The organism is Mesorhizobium sp. 1B3 (genome assembly GCF_050958605.1).
Classification (GTDB): Bacteria; Pseudomonadota; Alphaproteobacteria; order Rhizobiales; family Rhizobiaceae.
The window spans coordinates 62,446-76,142 of record NZ_JBJHDO010000016.1 but is presented as its reverse complement, the minus strand read 5'-3'; the positions used below and the strand labels follow the sequence as shown (position 1 = coordinate 76,142).

The window sequence follows — 13,697 nt, the reverse complement described above, 5'->3', positions numbered from 1 at the left end:
ATGACTGCGAACAACTTCGATCTGAAAGAGTATCAGCGGCTAGCGCTTGACCGCTTTTCCACCTTCCTCAGGGACACGGCCGCGATGGGCGCGAGCATTGCCTTCTACAAGGCCACTAACTTGCCCTTTCGCAACGCGCCAACGGTTGCAGAGGGCACGCCCTACATCTGCCTTAGAGTTCCGACCGGCGGCGGCAAGACGCTGATCGCGGCTCACTCCATCGGCATCGCCGCAAGGGACTTTCTACAAACCACGAACCCGACAGTATTGTGGCTTGTCCCTTCAACCCCGATCTTCGAGCAGACCGTAGCGGCATTGAGAGATGAGACCCATCCCTATCGCGCGGCTTTGCTTCAGGCTTTCAACCGCAACTTCACGGTGATGACGAAAGCTGAGGCGCTTGCCATGTCCAAGGCAGACGCGACCGGCGGAGCTGTGGTGATCGTTTCGACCATACAATCCTTCCGCCGCGAGGATGACAGCGGTAAGGAAAACCCCGAAGGCTTAAAAGTCTACGAGGACGCCGGCGTTCTGATGGATCACTTTGCCAACCTGACCCAGGACCAGATTATTCCGCTTGACCTCGTGGAGGGCGGCTCCCGTCCAGTCTATTCGCTGGCGAACCTACTAAAGCTTCATCGCCCCATGGTGATCGTGGACGAAGCCCACAACGGTCGCACGGAACTGTCCTTCCGAACCTTGGCGCGCTTCAATCCGTCCTTGATCCTAGAACTGACTGCCACCCCGCAGACGGAACATGATCCGGCTCGCGAGAAGCATGCATCGAACATCCTCTATTCCGTCTCTGCCGCCGAGTTGAAGGCCGAGGAGATGATCAAAATGCCGATCCGACTGACTACCGATGCCGATTGGGTCAAGACCATCGGCGCGGCGCTGGATTGTCAGAAGGCGCTGGAAGAGGCCGCGAAGGCGGAACAGGCCGAAACAGGCGAATACATCCGTCCCATTATCCTGTTTCAGGCGCAAAGTGCGTCGAAGGATGATCCCACGCGCCACACTTGGGAAAAGATCGAAACATACCTTGTGGATGATCAGCGTATCCCCAAGGAGCAAATCGCGGTCCACACCGGACCGCGCAAAGACCTCGACGCGATCGGCGACATCCGCAGCGATAAGTGCCCCGTCCGCTACATCATCACAGTGTCGAAGCTGAAAGAGGGCTGGGATTGTCCCTTCGCATATGTGCTTTGCTCGGTCGCGGATCAGGTCTCACCTGTCGCAGTTGAGCAGATTCTTGGCCGCGTCCTGCGGATGCCGCGCGCGAAACGCAAGCGGCGCGATGCGCTGAACCAGTCTTACGCTTTTATCGTCTCGCGCAGTTTCGATACCACGGCGCAGCAGTTGCGCGACGGACTCGTTGAGGGCGCAGGATTCAATGCGATGGAAGCGGCGCAAATTATCGCGCCGCAGCAGAACCTTGGATTTGCCGAGGCCGACGCTAGCGCGCCCTACAAATCCGACCCGCTGCCTGAGGACGCTGCACCGGTAGTCGCAGCGGCACTTGCGCGCCTGCCGGCGTCCGTGAAATCGCGAATCACTTTCGATTCCGAGAGCAGTATGTTGACTTACACCGGTCCCATGACGCGGGAGAATCGCAACCTGCTCCACCTGGCCCTTGCAGCGGTGCCCAAAGTCGGGAAAGCCATCGATCGTCTGTATGCCAAAACAAACAACTTTCAGACTTCCGCCGCCGAGGAGGATGACAAGCCGCCCTTTGTAGTGCCCATGCTGGGCTTTCGGAAGCAAGGGGAGCTTCAACTCTTCTCGCAGGAGCATTTCCTTGACCTGCCGTGGCGACTTGACCAGTGTGCCCCATCGCCCATAGCCACGCGTTTCCGCGTAGCCGACAACAGCCAGACCGGTCAGATCGACGTTGGCGACAAAGGCAAGATCGAAATTGCCTTCGCCAAGAAGGTTCAGGGAGATCTTGCTGGCGTAATTCAGGAGCCGACTTGGAGCCTTGCGCGCCTTGCGCACTGGATCGATTTGGGGATCGCCCACCCCGATATCACCAAGCCTAGCGCCATTGTATTCATCACACGGGCGATTGAAGTTCTAATGGCATCCGGTATCGAGCTTCAGGTTCTTGCTCGCTATAAATATGACCTGCGGAAAGCTATGGCCGCTATGATCAACGAACTGCGGGGCCAGCGCGAGGTCGAACAATACAACGCCCTTTTCGCTGCGAATGCCGCAGACTTCGCAGTCAGCTCCGACCTTTCCATTATCTTTGACGAACAGACTTACGCTCCCAACCAGCCCTACGCCGGAGCGACTAAGTTCATCAAACACTACACCCGGCTCGTCGGCGACCTGGGAAGCAGCGGAGAAGAGTTCGATTGCGCGCTGCACCTCGACCGACACGATAAGGTTCGCTACTGGATCAGGAACATCGATCGGAAAAAGTCGTCCTTCTGGCTCCAACTCCCGCACGATAAGTTCTATCCCGACTTTGTCGCAATGTTGACGGACGGGCGCATCCTTGTGGTCGAATACAAGGGCGCGCACCTTTACGAAAGCGAGGCTGTCAAGCGACAGATCGGCTCGGTTTGGGCCGAGGCCAGCGGCGGCCATTGCTTATTCTGCATGCCGACGAACCGGAACTTTAGCTTGATCGATAAGACGATAGGGTAAGCTCTTCCAATTCAGAGAAGACACAAGGGCATTGCGACCCATCAGGATCGCACCATTCACTCAAGCATGCTCACCGGCTGACGCCGCATGTTCTGACATTGCATCTAGCGTCCGACATGCCAAACGCACCGGCGAGTCTCCACTGGTCGATTGGGGCGATAGTGCTTGACCGGACATCGAAATGACGAAGAAGCAGAAGCGCGGCAACGCGTATTATGAGGAGCGACTTATACGGGATTATCCGACGATCTACGCTGATCTGGTAGACGGGAAATACCGGACAGTCACTGAAGCGACAAAGGCTTCGGGCCTGAAGAAACCCAGGACACGGCTGCAGGAGCTCAAGAACGCCTGGAGCAAGTCTACCAACTCAGAGCGAAAGGATTTCTTGGCCTGGTTGACCACGACAGGGGTCCTGCCGACAGGCTCGTCGAGCGCTGGGGCAACAGCCACATCTATATCTACGGGTCGCTATCTTCTCCCGGCAACGGTAGCCCGTATCAATCACATCAAGGCCAAACGCGGTATTAGCGCGGGAGAGATTATGGACGAGATGGGATTTACAAAGCTGGATCCATCACTCGGCCTTGCCCTCTCGAAAGGCTACGGACTTCGTCTTTCCGTGATAGCCGCTCTTGAGAAGTGGCTAACGGCCAATTCCTCCGTGTAACTCTCGGCCACCTGTAGATAGGTCTACCAATTATTGCGCTGCCGGCTCTGAACCTCTTCCGCGAGATACTGAAGCGCCATTTCTGCGCTGTTCTCCAGCGTATACTGGTATCGCTCCAAAAGCGCATCCGAGCAGGTCGGGTTGCTAGAGCCCAACGTTTCCCGCTCGAACGCACGTTCGATTTCCCGGTCTGCACCAACCCGGTCAACATTAGGGATCCGACCGAGAATGCCGAGCATTCGAGCCTTGTAAGCGATGTGTTCCCCCGCTGGCTTGCCACACTCTATTGTCCCCCGCTTGAGAACCACATAGGGCATCATCGCGTTGCTGTAGGCAGTGTCCAGGCCACCTGCGAAGGCTGGCGCGCTGCCGAGCAGCGCCGAGCCTAGGGCGACGTAGCGTAGCGAGGCCAAAGCGCCTTTGAAAACGCCCGAGAAGAGAAGGTTGTCGTTAACCCGCATGCACATCACCCCTCCGGCGTGCTTCGACCCATTTCATCCGCACGAAAGGGAACCCTTGCCCTATTGACCTGCTGCTGATCCGCCGGAGACGGAACCAGTTGATTTCTCTGGCATGGCATTCAGTGGCCAACAGGAAAGCCAGGCTGCACAAAAAGGTTCCTTTTCGTCAAGGTGGGAACGGGTATTATCTCATTGAAAACGCCAGTGAATTTCTTACAGACCGGATAACTGCGCATGAGACAAGTCGGATACGCCCGCGTTTCCACAACCGATCAAAATCTGGATTTACAGCAGATAGCATTGCGAGCAGCGGGATGCGTAAGAATCTACACCGATGAAGGAATATCTGGCGCGAACTTCGAGCGCCCTGGACTGGCTGCCGTGCTCGATGAGCTCCGGCCAGGCGACACGTTCGTGGTGTGGCGGCTCGACCGGTTAGGCCGCTCCCTGGTGGATCTCATCAAGCTGATCTCCGAGCTAGGAGAGCGTCGAATCGAGTTTCGATCTCTGAGTGAAGCGATCGACACGTCGTCATCTGGCGGGCGCCTGCTGTTCCATCTTCTGGCGGCCATGGCAGAATTTGAGCGATCACTAATCAGCGAACGAACCCGCGCCGGAATGGCTGCTGCTCGTGCTCGTGGGAGGCAGATCGGAAGACGACCAGCTTTGACAGGGGAGCAGCGCCGGGAAGCTCGTCTGGCTCTTGCAAACGGCTCTGCATCAGTCGAGACGATCGCCGAGAAGCACGGTATCCATCCTCGCACTCTACTCCGCGTTCTCAAGGTCGACGTCGCCGGCCAGGAGGCCGCTAGGTGACACACAGAGGCTCACTGGCTGGCTCCGACGCGTCAGATGAGGAATTGTGCGTCCCAGCACTAACGCGCGCCAGGGAGTCCTAATAAGCGTCGAGCGGTAGACGCGCGCAAACCTGCGATGCCTGTAGACGAGTTATGTTCCTTCGGCGCAGAGACAAGCCTTTTACGAGCCGGAGCGTTTCTTAGGCTGGGGTGTCACGCTGCCAATTCTCTTAATAATTCCTCATATTAAGAGATATAAGAATACTTGGTAGCGTGACACCTCCGGTTCTCTTTCTCAATTCCTCCGGTTAGGGATGAAGAGAAGTTGAAGTGTTGGGGCGCGTACTGAAACGGGCAGCGTCCTTTTCCTCCCGCTTCCGGTTCCGGCACCGTTGCTGCCGCTCCCGATCCATTCTCCGTTTATAATCTCCAGCAGGGTCAGGCACTCCAGCTTGCGCGGCGGCTTTTCTCAGGACCAGATCGCCAACTTTCTTGCAACCAAGGACCTGCGGGCAGGCGGAGCACTCAGCCGATGACGGCTCATGCGTGTAGTGCATGCCGAAGCATGTCGGCCAGAGCCGCGTCGGAGAGCGCGGCTCCGAGGCATCATCAATTGGCTGGTGTTGCAAATCGCTAGCCACGATCGCCAGTGCTTGCTCGAAACGCTCTTGCGGCACAATGGACTTGAACAGCTCGGCCGGGATTTGCTTCCTTTCATATGTGAACTTCAGGATAGCGCGATGAAGGGGTATGCTGGCCTGCTCCACATGGTCGAGAATGAAGCGTCTGAAGTCGTCCTGAGCTGCCATCCCTCGATAGTTTTCGATCAGATAGGCAGGATGCTCGACGCGAACGAGACCATTCGAAACCTGCTCCTGCCACCGCTGCTTAACATACTGCGCAAACAATGGAGCTGCCCTCGGATTGCCATGCAGTTCGCTCGGGAGGGGGAGGAATTTTCGCTTGTCTCCTCGCCGCAAAGCGAAGTCAAATGCGGCTTCAATATAGCAAGGATAACTGATCCCCAACCTGTCCGCGCGCTGACGGGCCGCAGCCAGTTGACTTCTTTGTCGAGCATCCCTTTTTACCGCCATGGCGCTAACACCATTGACCGTGGACGCGCGTTCGTGGTCGACTTCCTGGGCGAACTTCCGACGAAAGGTCTCCTGATAGGTTCGCATGAAAAGCCTGTTTGCTGCCCTCGGAGACAAAAAGCGATATTCGAACCACTTCACGGCCGTCAGACGCCGCTCGTCCTTTAGGAAATCGGTCGGATGCTGCTGAACCGTTTCGATAAGCGTATCGATCCTGCGATGTTCTGGCGATTTGGGAGTTTCAGACATAGCTAAATCCTTCGTGCGGGAAAGGCGCGTTATTCGGGATGAATTGTAGGGGTGTAAGGCGCTGGGCCGTTACTCATAATGATATAGCGAAATCGCGGAGGCTTGCTGGACAATTTTCAAAGATAATTTCGACGGGTGGCGAGCAGGGATTTCTTCAGAGCCGAACAGAACGAATGAAGCGATCTCACACGATACCAAATAGTTTTCGTCCGTGAGATATGATAAAGCCGTGTTTCTCGCCGAAAACATGAAAATCCGCTCATTCGTGTCAACTTACGGGAAAGATAGCGACAAGGATCTTCTTATCTTGGATAAGAAGTGCACGTATTAGCCATCGTCATGATGCGCCCTTGCCGGCTCGGTTTCTGCGTCGAGTAACCGCAGAAGTTTGCAGAATGGAAAGTATCGGATGCCGGGAGCGGTGGCTACGATGCCGGAGCGTCGGTGGCGACCCGAAGCATCCCCTTCGATGACAGGGTCGCTTCTAGGACTTTGCTAAACGACCAAGAGCTATAGGATCGCTAGGCTGAACATTTGTGTAGATCAATCTATCCCAGGCGAGCGACGAGATCGTCAGCACTAAGGTGGGTGTATCGGCGCAGCGTCCGCATCTCCTTGTGTCCGCTGATGCTGCTGACCTCGATCACGTTCAAACCCCGCTCGAATAGACGGCTGACGCCTTCGTGGCGCAGATCATGAAAGCGCAGTCCGTTAATGTCGACGCGCTTGAGAAGACGATACCACGCTTGCTCCAACCCACCGGCAGTCATTGGAAAGATAGTAGATTGATCTACGTCTGCGCGAGCCCTCCAGTCCATAAGCGCGCCGAAGGCGCGTTGAGACAGTGGCACGTCGCGATTGGTTCCGTTTTTGGTCATCGTCAAGCTGACCACGCGGCGATTGTGCGAGATATCCGACCACCTCAGCCCCAGAATCTCCCCTCGGCGCATCCCGGTCTCGATTGCGACGATCAGCAGTGTCCGAAAATAAGGGATCTTGCCGCTGTCACAACCGTCAAGAAGGCGCTGTTCCTCGTCACCGGTCAGACGTCGGCTACGCTCGTTCTGAATGATCGGGCGACGAACGAGCTTCACGACGTTCTTCGCGAGCGGTAGTCCCCAGTCTCGGATCGAGACCTCAACGACGTGGCTAAGAATCGCAAGCTCACGCACGGCGGTAGATGGAGCTACCAACCGGAGGCGCTCATCCCGGAACGACGCAATGTCCTGCTGGCTCAACCCGATCATCGTCCGGTAAGCAAGCTCATGACGGCGGAGCACGTCAATCCGTTGAACTTCTTGGACAGCGCCACGCTTTGTCGGCGACACTTCGCGTTGATAACGTTCTAGCAGGTCGCCGAGGGTAGTGCTCTCCAGAATCTTTGTGTCCGGAGCTGAGCCGAAGCGATCGACCTGGGCCTCTAGATCGCGCGCCCACTTCTCGGCTTCGAGTTTGCTGTCAAAGCTCTTGGCGCGTGGCTTCATGCCACGCCGACGGACTTGCGCCTGCCATCGTCCTCTGAGCTTCCGGATCGTTGCCATGCGGTCTCCAATCGATAGTGAAGATCACGCGTAGGATGCCCCCTGGAGGGTGCCAAGGATTATCCCGGCAAGCCGAAGTTGAAGGCACTAGGCATATATACCGAATCAGCGCAAGTCTCTGAACCGGTGGCGCTACCGCGCCTACAAGGCTTGCAGAACCGAGGATCACTTGCGCGCTGAATCATCTCATCTAGAACAGAACCTCGAGAGACTGGTTGTTGAGGACAACGATTTCCTCGCGCTCGAGGGGGAGTTCGACCAGTTCTGCCCGTTCGAAGCCCTTGGCATGGTCCGTTCCGAGGTCCGGCATGGCAACTTCCTTGCTTACCTCTTGAATCCTAGCCGTCCGCATGGGTTTCATAGCGACGTGCTTCGAGCACTTCTCCTGGCAATCTCTCGAAACACCTTGCACCCAGGAGGCGGCGGTAATCCCCTGAGGCCTCTTGACGTTCACCTGATGGATATCGAGCAAGCTGACGTTCGACGCGAATGGCGCAACATCGATCTCCTGATTGTCCTACGCTCGGAGAAGATCGTTATCCCGGTCGAATTAAAGATCGATTCGACACAAGGCACCGACCAACTTCAAAGATATCGGAGGATCGTAGAAAGCGAGTGGCAAACCGCCGATGGATGGAAGCACCTGAATGTTTTTCTCACTAAACATGACGAACCGCCACTGGACCCTGATCACTGGCAGCCCCTCAGAATCCGTGACCTTGTTAACGAATTCGAACCGATCGCAGAGACCGCAGTCACTAGCGCCGCTAGCGAAAGCCTGAGGGCATATCTGAGGATGCTGAGGAGACACCACTTGGAAGACGAACGCCTCGAAGAAATTGCGCGAAAGCTATGGTCGCGACACAGAGAAGCCCTCGACTTCCTCGCCGATAGAAGGCCCGACGCGATCGGCAATCTTTTCGACGCACTAAAGGATCGCAAGGTCGAACTTGCGAAATCCCTTTGTGGTCCCGACCTTCAGGTGCTTCCAGACGCTGACAAGGGGACCATCCTGCGCTTTGCATACGCGAAATGGGACAACCTGCCTGGCTTCAGGCAGGCCGACTGGACGGACTCGAAACGATTCATCCTCTTGGAACTGAAGCGGGAACGCTCAAAGATTAACGCCTATCTCTACCTCGGACCTGGTGAGGAAGAAAACCGGGCAAGATACGTCTCCTTGCTGGAGAAGAAGAGACTGCACCGGCCCAACCAGCGCGTCGGGAGAGACTGGATGTGCTTGGCTAAGTCGGAGATGCTTGGCGATCAGATCGATGATGACACCGACGTAGAGACATCAATCGAGATTGTGACAAAATCACTCCAGCTCTTTGCTTGGAAAATTTTTGATCACTTTGATCCTGTGCTCGGCTCCTTAACCGCCGCAGAGATCATCGGCTAGCGCAGCCCAACTAGGCTCGCGAACATATGAGACTCCGAATGTATGTGGATGGTCTCGTGTAGGATGCCCTCGGAGGGGAGACAAGGATTATCCCGGCACGATCATGTTGCATGCTTTGTGGATGGTAACCGCTGCCAATGCAATGCTCTTTCGCTTCTCCAACAATGTATCAATGTATAGAAACTGATCGGAAAGAACCCAGGGATTGCCCCTGGGGCGGGCGTCTGATTGGGGGATGGCCATGAACGTCAACGCAATTACAAAAGCTGCTATTGTTTACGACTTCGATGGGACACTTTCACCTGGGTCGATGCAGCAGCACTCTTATCTTCCGGAGATTGGATACGATAATCCAGTAGATTTTTGGAACGAAGTAAAATCTGAAACCCGCAGTCAGGACGCAGACGAAATTCTCGTCTACATGCAGATGATGATCAACAAGTCGCGTGATCCTGTCACGCGAGAGCGGCTTCGCTTTCATGGAGCGGGACTGCCATTGTTTAATGGTGTGTCACACTGGTTCGATCGTATGAATCGGTTCGCAAAAGAGCGAAAGATTCAACTCGAACACTACGTCGTTTCATCCGGGTTGCGTGAGATGATTGACGGATGCTCAATCCGGAGCGAATTCACGAGGGTCTTTGCCTCAGGTTTCGCCTACGATGAGTTTGGAAAGGCGGTGTGGCCGTCTGTCGCGGTGAATTACACAAACAAGACCCAGTTTCTCTTCCCTATTAACAAGGGCATCGACAACGCCTGGGATAACGCGGCCATAAATCAGTGGGTCCCAATGGCGGAACGTGCGATCCCATTTGAGAGAATGATTTTCATCGGGGATGGGGACACGGACATACCGTCGATGAAGATGGTGCGCCACCAGGGAGGCTGTGCGATTGCTGTGTTCGATCCGAGCGAGTGGCAGAAGGAGGCAACCCAGAATAAGATCGGGCGTCTCATCGCTGAAGACCGGGCAAATTATGTCGTTCCGGCAGACTATTCTGAAGGCGAACAACTCGATGTTACCGTTCGAGGTGTCCTGGGTCGGATCGCACGTGAGGTCGGTTATCGGCCCGAGGCAGTCAAAGCTGGCTGATTTGGGTATTCACGTGCCGACAGTGTGGCCCCGATAACGACCCCGACTGGAAGCCCTAGCATCCATTTGGATTGGTCACGATCATAAAAACGCACCGGAGCCTTGCCGAGCAACGAAAGATCGCTGGCGGAGAGGGGGGGATTCGAACCCCCGATACCCTTGCGAGTATGCCGCATTTCGAGTGCGGTGCATTCAACCACTCTGCCACCTCTCCGCGGGGCGTGGTTCGCCGTTGCCGGCGCGGCGCACTAGATAACGGGTGGGCGGTCGCGCCGCAAGGGGCTTCGACCGCCTTTTTCACCGCCTTTGCCTTGACTTGAGGGCAGGGCTGCGTTAGGGACCTCCAGCATCCGGCGTGGGGTCTCTCCCTGCGCCGGTTGTTCTTTGATCCCGGAACTTGTTCTTTGACCAAGAATCGGTCCGGATAACCGAAACCGACTGACAAAAAGACGGTCCGGTCCGCTCCCGGCGGATCATCAAGGCCGACCGAACAGCGAAAGGCAAGAAATGTTCGCAGTCATCAAAACGGGCGGGAAGCAGTATCGCGTCGCCGCCAACGACCTCCTGAAGGTCGAGAAGGTCGCCGGCAATGCCGGTGACATCGTGGAATTCGCGGAAGTTCTCGCCGTCGGCGAAGGCGACAAGGCAGAGATCGGCGCGCCCTTCGTGGCCGGCGCCGTCGTCACCGCCGAGGTCGTCGAGCAGGGCAAGGCGCCGACGGTTCTGGCGTTCAAGAAGCGCCGCCGCCAGAATTCGCGCCGTACCCGCGGCCATCGCCAGCTGCTCACCACCATCCGGATCTCCGAGATCCTGACCGGTGGTGCGAAGCCGAGCAAGGCTGCCGCGGCGAAGACGGAAGCCGCTTCCGAGGCCAAGACGGAGACCGCTCCGGACGCCGAGAAGAAGCCCGCCAAGAAGGCAGCGCCGAAAAAGGCTGCAGCCCCGGCGGAATCAGAGTAAGAAGGCCTGAAGGAGTACACCGATGGCACATAAGAAAGCTGGCGGTTCGTCGCGCAACGGTCGCGATTCGGAATCCAAGCGTCTTGGCGTGAAGAAGTTCGGCGGCGAGAAGGTTCTCGCCGGCAACATCCTCGTACGTCAACGCGGCACCAAGTGGCACCCCGGCACCAATGTCGGCATGGGCAAAGACCATACCCTTTTTGCACTCGAAGCCGGCGCGGTGGCATTTCGCAAGAAAGCCAACGGCCGAACCTACGTAACGGTAAACCCGATTACGGAAGCAGCGGAGTAGCCGGTACCGCACCACAACACCGGCACCCATCTCGGGGACCGGTGTCCGGGCAGAATCCGGAAAAGGAACAGGGGAGATGGGTGACCATCTCCCCTTTTTCTCGTTCGGAGGAACGGCAATGCATATTCTGGTCACGCGGCGGCTGACATTGCGGCAGCCCATCACGCTCGATGCCGAAGACATCGCACTGTGGCTCTCGAATTGGGCCGTGGCGCGCATGCTCGCCCGCGTGCCTTTCCCTTATGTCCAGACCGACGCCGAAGACTGGATCGTCAGCCTGCGCGACGACCCCGACGCGATGGTCTACACCGTCCATCGCGAGCGGCTGATCGGTGTCGTCTCGATCGAAGGTGAAGGGCCGGAGCCCGAGCTCGGCTATTGGCTCGCCGAACCCTGGCACGGCCGAGGCTTCATGACGGAAGCCGCCCGGGCGCTGATTGCCCATGCCTTCGCGACGCGGGGCATAACGACCATCCGCTCGTCGGTCTTCGCCGACAATCCGGTCTCGCAGCGCGTCCAGCAGAAGCTCGGTTTCGAAATCTGTGGCGGTGGAACGATCTGGTCGATGCCGCGCAACGAGATGGTCGGCCATATCAAGACGCGGCTTACCAGGGCAGCCTTCGAAGGGGTGGAGTCCGCGCTCCCCGCGGCCCATGCCGCTTGAATCTCACGCCGCTGCATCGGCCCACCACGTTCCGATGCAGCGGGATTGTTTGCTCCAGACACGCAACACGAGGAGATTGCGATGATCAGGGAAACGGAAGACGACTTCGAGGACGAAAGTACGGCGCTAGACTGTCCGGTGCTCGTCACCGAGCGGCTCGTGATGCGGCCACCGCACGAGCAGGACATTCCGGACCTGGCCGTGCTCGCCAACAACCGACGGGTCGCGGAAATGTTGTCGCGCATGCCGCATCCCTATGGCGAGGCGGAGGCGCGCGCCTTCATCGCCATGGCGGCGGAGAAGCGTCGGGCCGGATGCTCCTATGCACTCACGCTTGCCGAGACCGGCGCCTTCGTCGGCTGCGCCGGGCTCAACAGCACCGATCGCGGGCTCGAGGTCGGCTACTGGGTCGGCGAACCCTACTGGAACCGGGGCTATGCGACCGAGGCCGCGCACGCCCTGGTGGACCTTGCCTTCCGTGCCACGAACATTGGCGAGTTGCATGTCTCCTGCCGCGTCATCAATCCAGCCTCGCGCCGGGTGATCCACAAATGCGGCTTCCAATATGCCGGACAGGGCATGCTGAATTCGCTGGTGGCGGGGCAGGTGCCGGTCGAACGCTATAGGCTGGACAGGAAGACGTGGGTGAGTTTGAGGAGTTGGGGAAGGTTGTGATGCCGATGATACAGTCGGCGAAAATGCCCCTCATCGGCCTGCCGGCCACTTCTCCCCGGCGGGGAGAAGGTCGCTCTCGACTACCGCTTTCGCCAATCGCCAATGCTTGTTTTTCGCGGAAATCGAGCGGCCGGCCTCTCTCTCCCCGTCGGGGAGAGATGTCCGGCAGGACAGTGAGGGGGCGCTACTCCATCTCCACCCACACCGGCATATGATCCGAACCGGCGGCGTCGCTGTCGATCCAGGACTTGTGGACGCGTGAAGCAAGGCCGGCCGAGACGAAGCAATAGTCGAGGCGGCTGCGCCTTTCCGGGCGCTCGGTGTCGATCCAGCTCACCGTCTCGCCGTCGTCGATCCGGGACGCGTCGACGGGATGGTGGGCGACGGTCAGGCGGCCCTCGGCATAGTCGATGCCGCCGGCCATGAGCTCGTATTCGGGTGAATCCGGCGTCATGTTGAAGTCGCCGAGCAACACGAAATCCTCCGGATGCGGGGGCTCGGGGGAGCCGTATTCGACGGCCCCGGTGATGGCGCCGCCTTCAAGCGGATAGGCGAGGATCCGCTCCTTCAGGTGGCGGATCTGGCGCAGGCGCTCCTCATGATGGAGATGGTCGAGATGAATGCTGTAGATGCGAAGCGGTCCGAGCGGCGTGACGATCAGGGCTTCGAGCGCCGAACGCTGCAGATTGCCGCGATCGAAACTGCGCGTGCGCGGTAGCAGAAGGTTGCGTGTGGCAAGGATCGGCCAGCGGCTGAGAATCATGTTGCCGAACTGGAGGCGGCGTGTGACCACGCGCCCACCGGTTATCTCGGAGCCCGCATCGACATCGAGGCCAGCGGCGAAGACCGGAAAGTGCATAGGCAGGAGGTCGGTGAGCAATGCCACGAGATCGGCTCCGCCGTTCCGATCGAGGCCGCGCGTCACTTCCTGCAGCGCGATGATGTCGGCTTCTCGAACGGAGTCCGCGATGCGCGCCATGTCGAATTTGCCGTCGCGGCCTATGCCGTACTGGATATTATAGCTTACCAGACGCATGGAAACCTCTCCTCCCCGGCAGTTGGTCCGCGCAGATATCGGCTCAAACCACGATCACCGAACCTGTTCAATGCGAATCGGAAAATGCTAGAGGAAGTCCGTTCCAGA

Annotated in this window: 13 protein-coding genes and 1 tRNA gene; 9 read left to right on the top strand and 5 right to left on the bottom strand. The window is 57.8% G+C overall.

Features of this window, described 5'->3' with window-relative positions:
* Positions 1–2,655, top strand: coding sequence for a DEAD/DEAH box helicase (locus ACCO56_RS29675; RefSeq protein WP_433644546.1), 2,655 nt, complete (start codon positions 1–3; stop codon positions 2,653–2,655).
* A 181-nt stretch (positions 2,656–2,836) separates the two neighbouring features.
* Complete coding sequence (locus ACCO56_RS29670; protein ID WP_433644545.1) at positions 2,837–3,325, top strand: hypothetical protein; 489 nt, start codon at positions 2,837–2,839, stop codon at positions 3,323–3,325.
* A 23-nt stretch (positions 3,326–3,348) separates the two neighbouring features.
* Here ACCO56_RS29670 and ACCO56_RS29665 read toward each other — a convergent pair whose 3' ends face one another.
* A complete protein-coding gene (locus ACCO56_RS29665; RefSeq protein WP_433644544.1) occupies positions 3,349–3,786 on the bottom strand; it encodes a hypothetical protein in 438 nt (145 codons plus the stop codon).
* A 234-nt stretch (positions 3,787–4,020) separates the two neighbouring features.
* Between ACCO56_RS29665 and ACCO56_RS29660 the strand changes: the two genes are divergently transcribed.
* The gene (locus tag ACCO56_RS29660; RefSeq protein ID WP_433644542.1) at positions 4,021–4,602 is read left to right on the top strand and encodes a recombinase family protein; all 582 of its coding nucleotides are present in this window, start codon (positions 4,021–4,023) and stop codon (positions 4,600–4,602) included.
* Positions 4,603–4,891: 289 nt separating this feature from the next.
* Here ACCO56_RS29660 and ACCO56_RS29655 read toward each other — a convergent pair whose 3' ends face one another.
* Entirely contained in the window at positions 4,892–5,926 is a 1,035-nt protein-coding gene (locus ACCO56_RS29655; protein WP_433644541.1) for a hypothetical protein, read from the bottom strand.
* A gap of 548 nt (positions 5,927–6,474) precedes the next feature.
* The gene (locus tag ACCO56_RS29650) at positions 6,475–7,467 is read right to left on the bottom strand and encodes a site-specific integrase (protein WP_433644540.1); all 993 of its coding nucleotides are present in this window, start codon (positions 7,465–7,467) and stop codon (positions 6,475–6,477) included.
* A gap of 286 nt (positions 7,468–7,753) precedes the next feature.
* Here ACCO56_RS29650 and ACCO56_RS29645 point away from each other — a divergent pair, with 286 nt between their 5' ends.
* On the top strand, positions 7,754–8,869 hold the full coding sequence (locus ACCO56_RS29645; RefSeq protein ID WP_433644594.1) for a PD-(D/E)XK nuclease family protein: 1,116 nt from the start codon (positions 7,754–7,756) through the stop codon (positions 8,867–8,869).
* Positions 8,870–9,110: 241 nt separating this feature from the next.
* Positions 9,111–9,962, top strand: a complete 852-nt coding sequence (locus ACCO56_RS29640; RefSeq protein WP_433644539.1) for a haloacid dehalogenase-like hydrolase — start codon at positions 9,111–9,113, stop codon at positions 9,960–9,962.
* Positions 9,963–10,086: 124 nt separating this feature from the next.
* Here ACCO56_RS29640 and ACCO56_RS29635 read toward each other — a convergent pair.
* Positions 10,087–10,176: transfer RNA gene (locus ACCO56_RS29635), tRNA-Ser, on the bottom strand.
* A gap of 293 nt (positions 10,177–10,469) precedes the next feature.
* Between ACCO56_RS29635 and rplU the strand changes: the two genes are divergently transcribed.
* From rplU to ACCO56_RS29615, 4 genes are all read left to right on the top strand, one after another.
* The gene (gene rplU / locus ACCO56_RS29630) at positions 10,470–10,922 is read left to right on the top strand and encodes a 50S ribosomal protein L21 (protein ID WP_433644538.1); all 453 of its coding nucleotides are present in this window, start codon (positions 10,470–10,472) and stop codon (positions 10,920–10,922) included.
* A gap of 22 nt (positions 10,923–10,944) precedes the next feature.
* Positions 10,945–11,214 carry a 50S ribosomal protein L27 gene (rpmA, locus tag ACCO56_RS29625; RefSeq protein ID WP_433644537.1) on the top strand — a complete coding sequence of 90 codons (270 nt, stop codon included), beginning with the start codon at positions 10,945–10,947 and terminating at the stop codon, positions 11,212–11,214.
* 118 nt (positions 11,215–11,332) lie between these two features.
* Positions 11,333–11,878 carry a GNAT family N-acetyltransferase gene (locus tag ACCO56_RS29620; protein WP_433644536.1) on the top strand — a complete coding sequence of 182 codons (546 nt, stop codon included), beginning with the start codon at positions 11,333–11,335 and terminating at the stop codon, positions 11,876–11,878.
* Between the two features lie 81 nt (positions 11,879–11,959).
* Positions 11,960–12,553 carry a GNAT family N-acetyltransferase gene (locus ACCO56_RS29615; protein ID WP_433644535.1) on the top strand — a complete coding sequence of 198 codons (594 nt, stop codon included), beginning with the start codon at positions 11,960–11,962 and terminating at the stop codon, positions 12,551–12,553.
* Between the two features lie 184 nt (positions 12,554–12,737).
* Here the strand turns inward: ACCO56_RS29615 and ACCO56_RS29610 are convergent, their stop codons facing one another.
* Positions 12,738–13,589 (bottom strand): endonuclease/exonuclease/phosphatase family protein, encoded by an 852-nt coding sequence (locus ACCO56_RS29610; protein ID WP_433644534.1) that lies wholly within the window; start codon positions 13,587–13,589, stop codon positions 12,738–12,740.
* Positions 13,590–13,697 lie beyond the last annotated feature (108 nt).

What these genes read in the sequence shown, in the direction of transcription:
- ACCO56_RS29620 (WP_433644536.1), top strand. Translation starts at nt 11,333, where the DNA reads ATGCATATTCTGGTCACGCGGCGGCTGACATTGCGGCAGCCCATCACG.
- rpmA (WP_433644537.1), top strand. Translation starts at nt 10,945, where the DNA reads ATGGCACATAAGAAAGCTGGCGGTTCGTCGCGCAACGGTCGCGATTCG.
- ACCO56_RS29650 (WP_433644540.1), bottom strand. Translation starts at nt 7,467, where the DNA reads ATGGCAACGATCCGGAAGCTCAGAGGACGATGGCAGGCGCAAGTCCGT.
- ACCO56_RS29615 (WP_433644535.1), top strand. Translation starts at nt 11,960, where the DNA reads ATGATCAGGGAAACGGAAGACGACTTCGAGGACGAAAGTACGGCGCTA.
- ACCO56_RS29610 (WP_433644534.1), bottom strand. Translation starts at nt 13,589, where the DNA reads ATGCGTCTGGTAAGCTATAATATCCAGTACGGCATAGGCCGCGACGGC.
- ACCO56_RS29640 (WP_433644539.1), top strand. Translation starts at nt 9,111, where the DNA reads ATGAACGTCAACGCAATTACAAAAGCTGCTATTGTTTACGACTTCGAT.
- ACCO56_RS29670 (WP_433644545.1), top strand. Translation starts at nt 2,837, where the DNA reads ATGACGAAGAAGCAGAAGCGCGGCAACGCGTATTATGAGGAGCGACTT.
- rplU (WP_433644538.1), top strand. Translation starts at nt 10,470, where the DNA reads ATGTTCGCAGTCATCAAAACGGGCGGGAAGCAGTATCGCGTCGCCGCC.
- ACCO56_RS29645 (WP_433644594.1), top strand. Translation starts at nt 7,754, where the DNA reads ATGGTCCGTTCCGAGGTCCGGCATGGCAACTTCCTTGCTTACCTCTTG.
- ACCO56_RS29655 (WP_433644541.1), bottom strand. Translation starts at nt 5,926, where the DNA reads ATGTCTGAAACTCCCAAATCGCCAGAACATCGCAGGATCGATACGCTT.
- ACCO56_RS29665 (WP_433644544.1), bottom strand. Translation starts at nt 3,786, where the DNA reads ATGCGGGTTAACGACAACCTTCTCTTCTCGGGCGTTTTCAAAGGCGCT.
- ACCO56_RS29660 (WP_433644542.1), top strand. Translation starts at nt 4,021, where the DNA reads ATGAGACAAGTCGGATACGCCCGCGTTTCCACAACCGATCAAAATCTG.
- ACCO56_RS29675 (WP_433644546.1), top strand. Translation starts at nt 1, where the DNA reads ATGACTGCGAACAACTTCGATCTGAAAGAGTATCAGCGGCTAGCGCTT.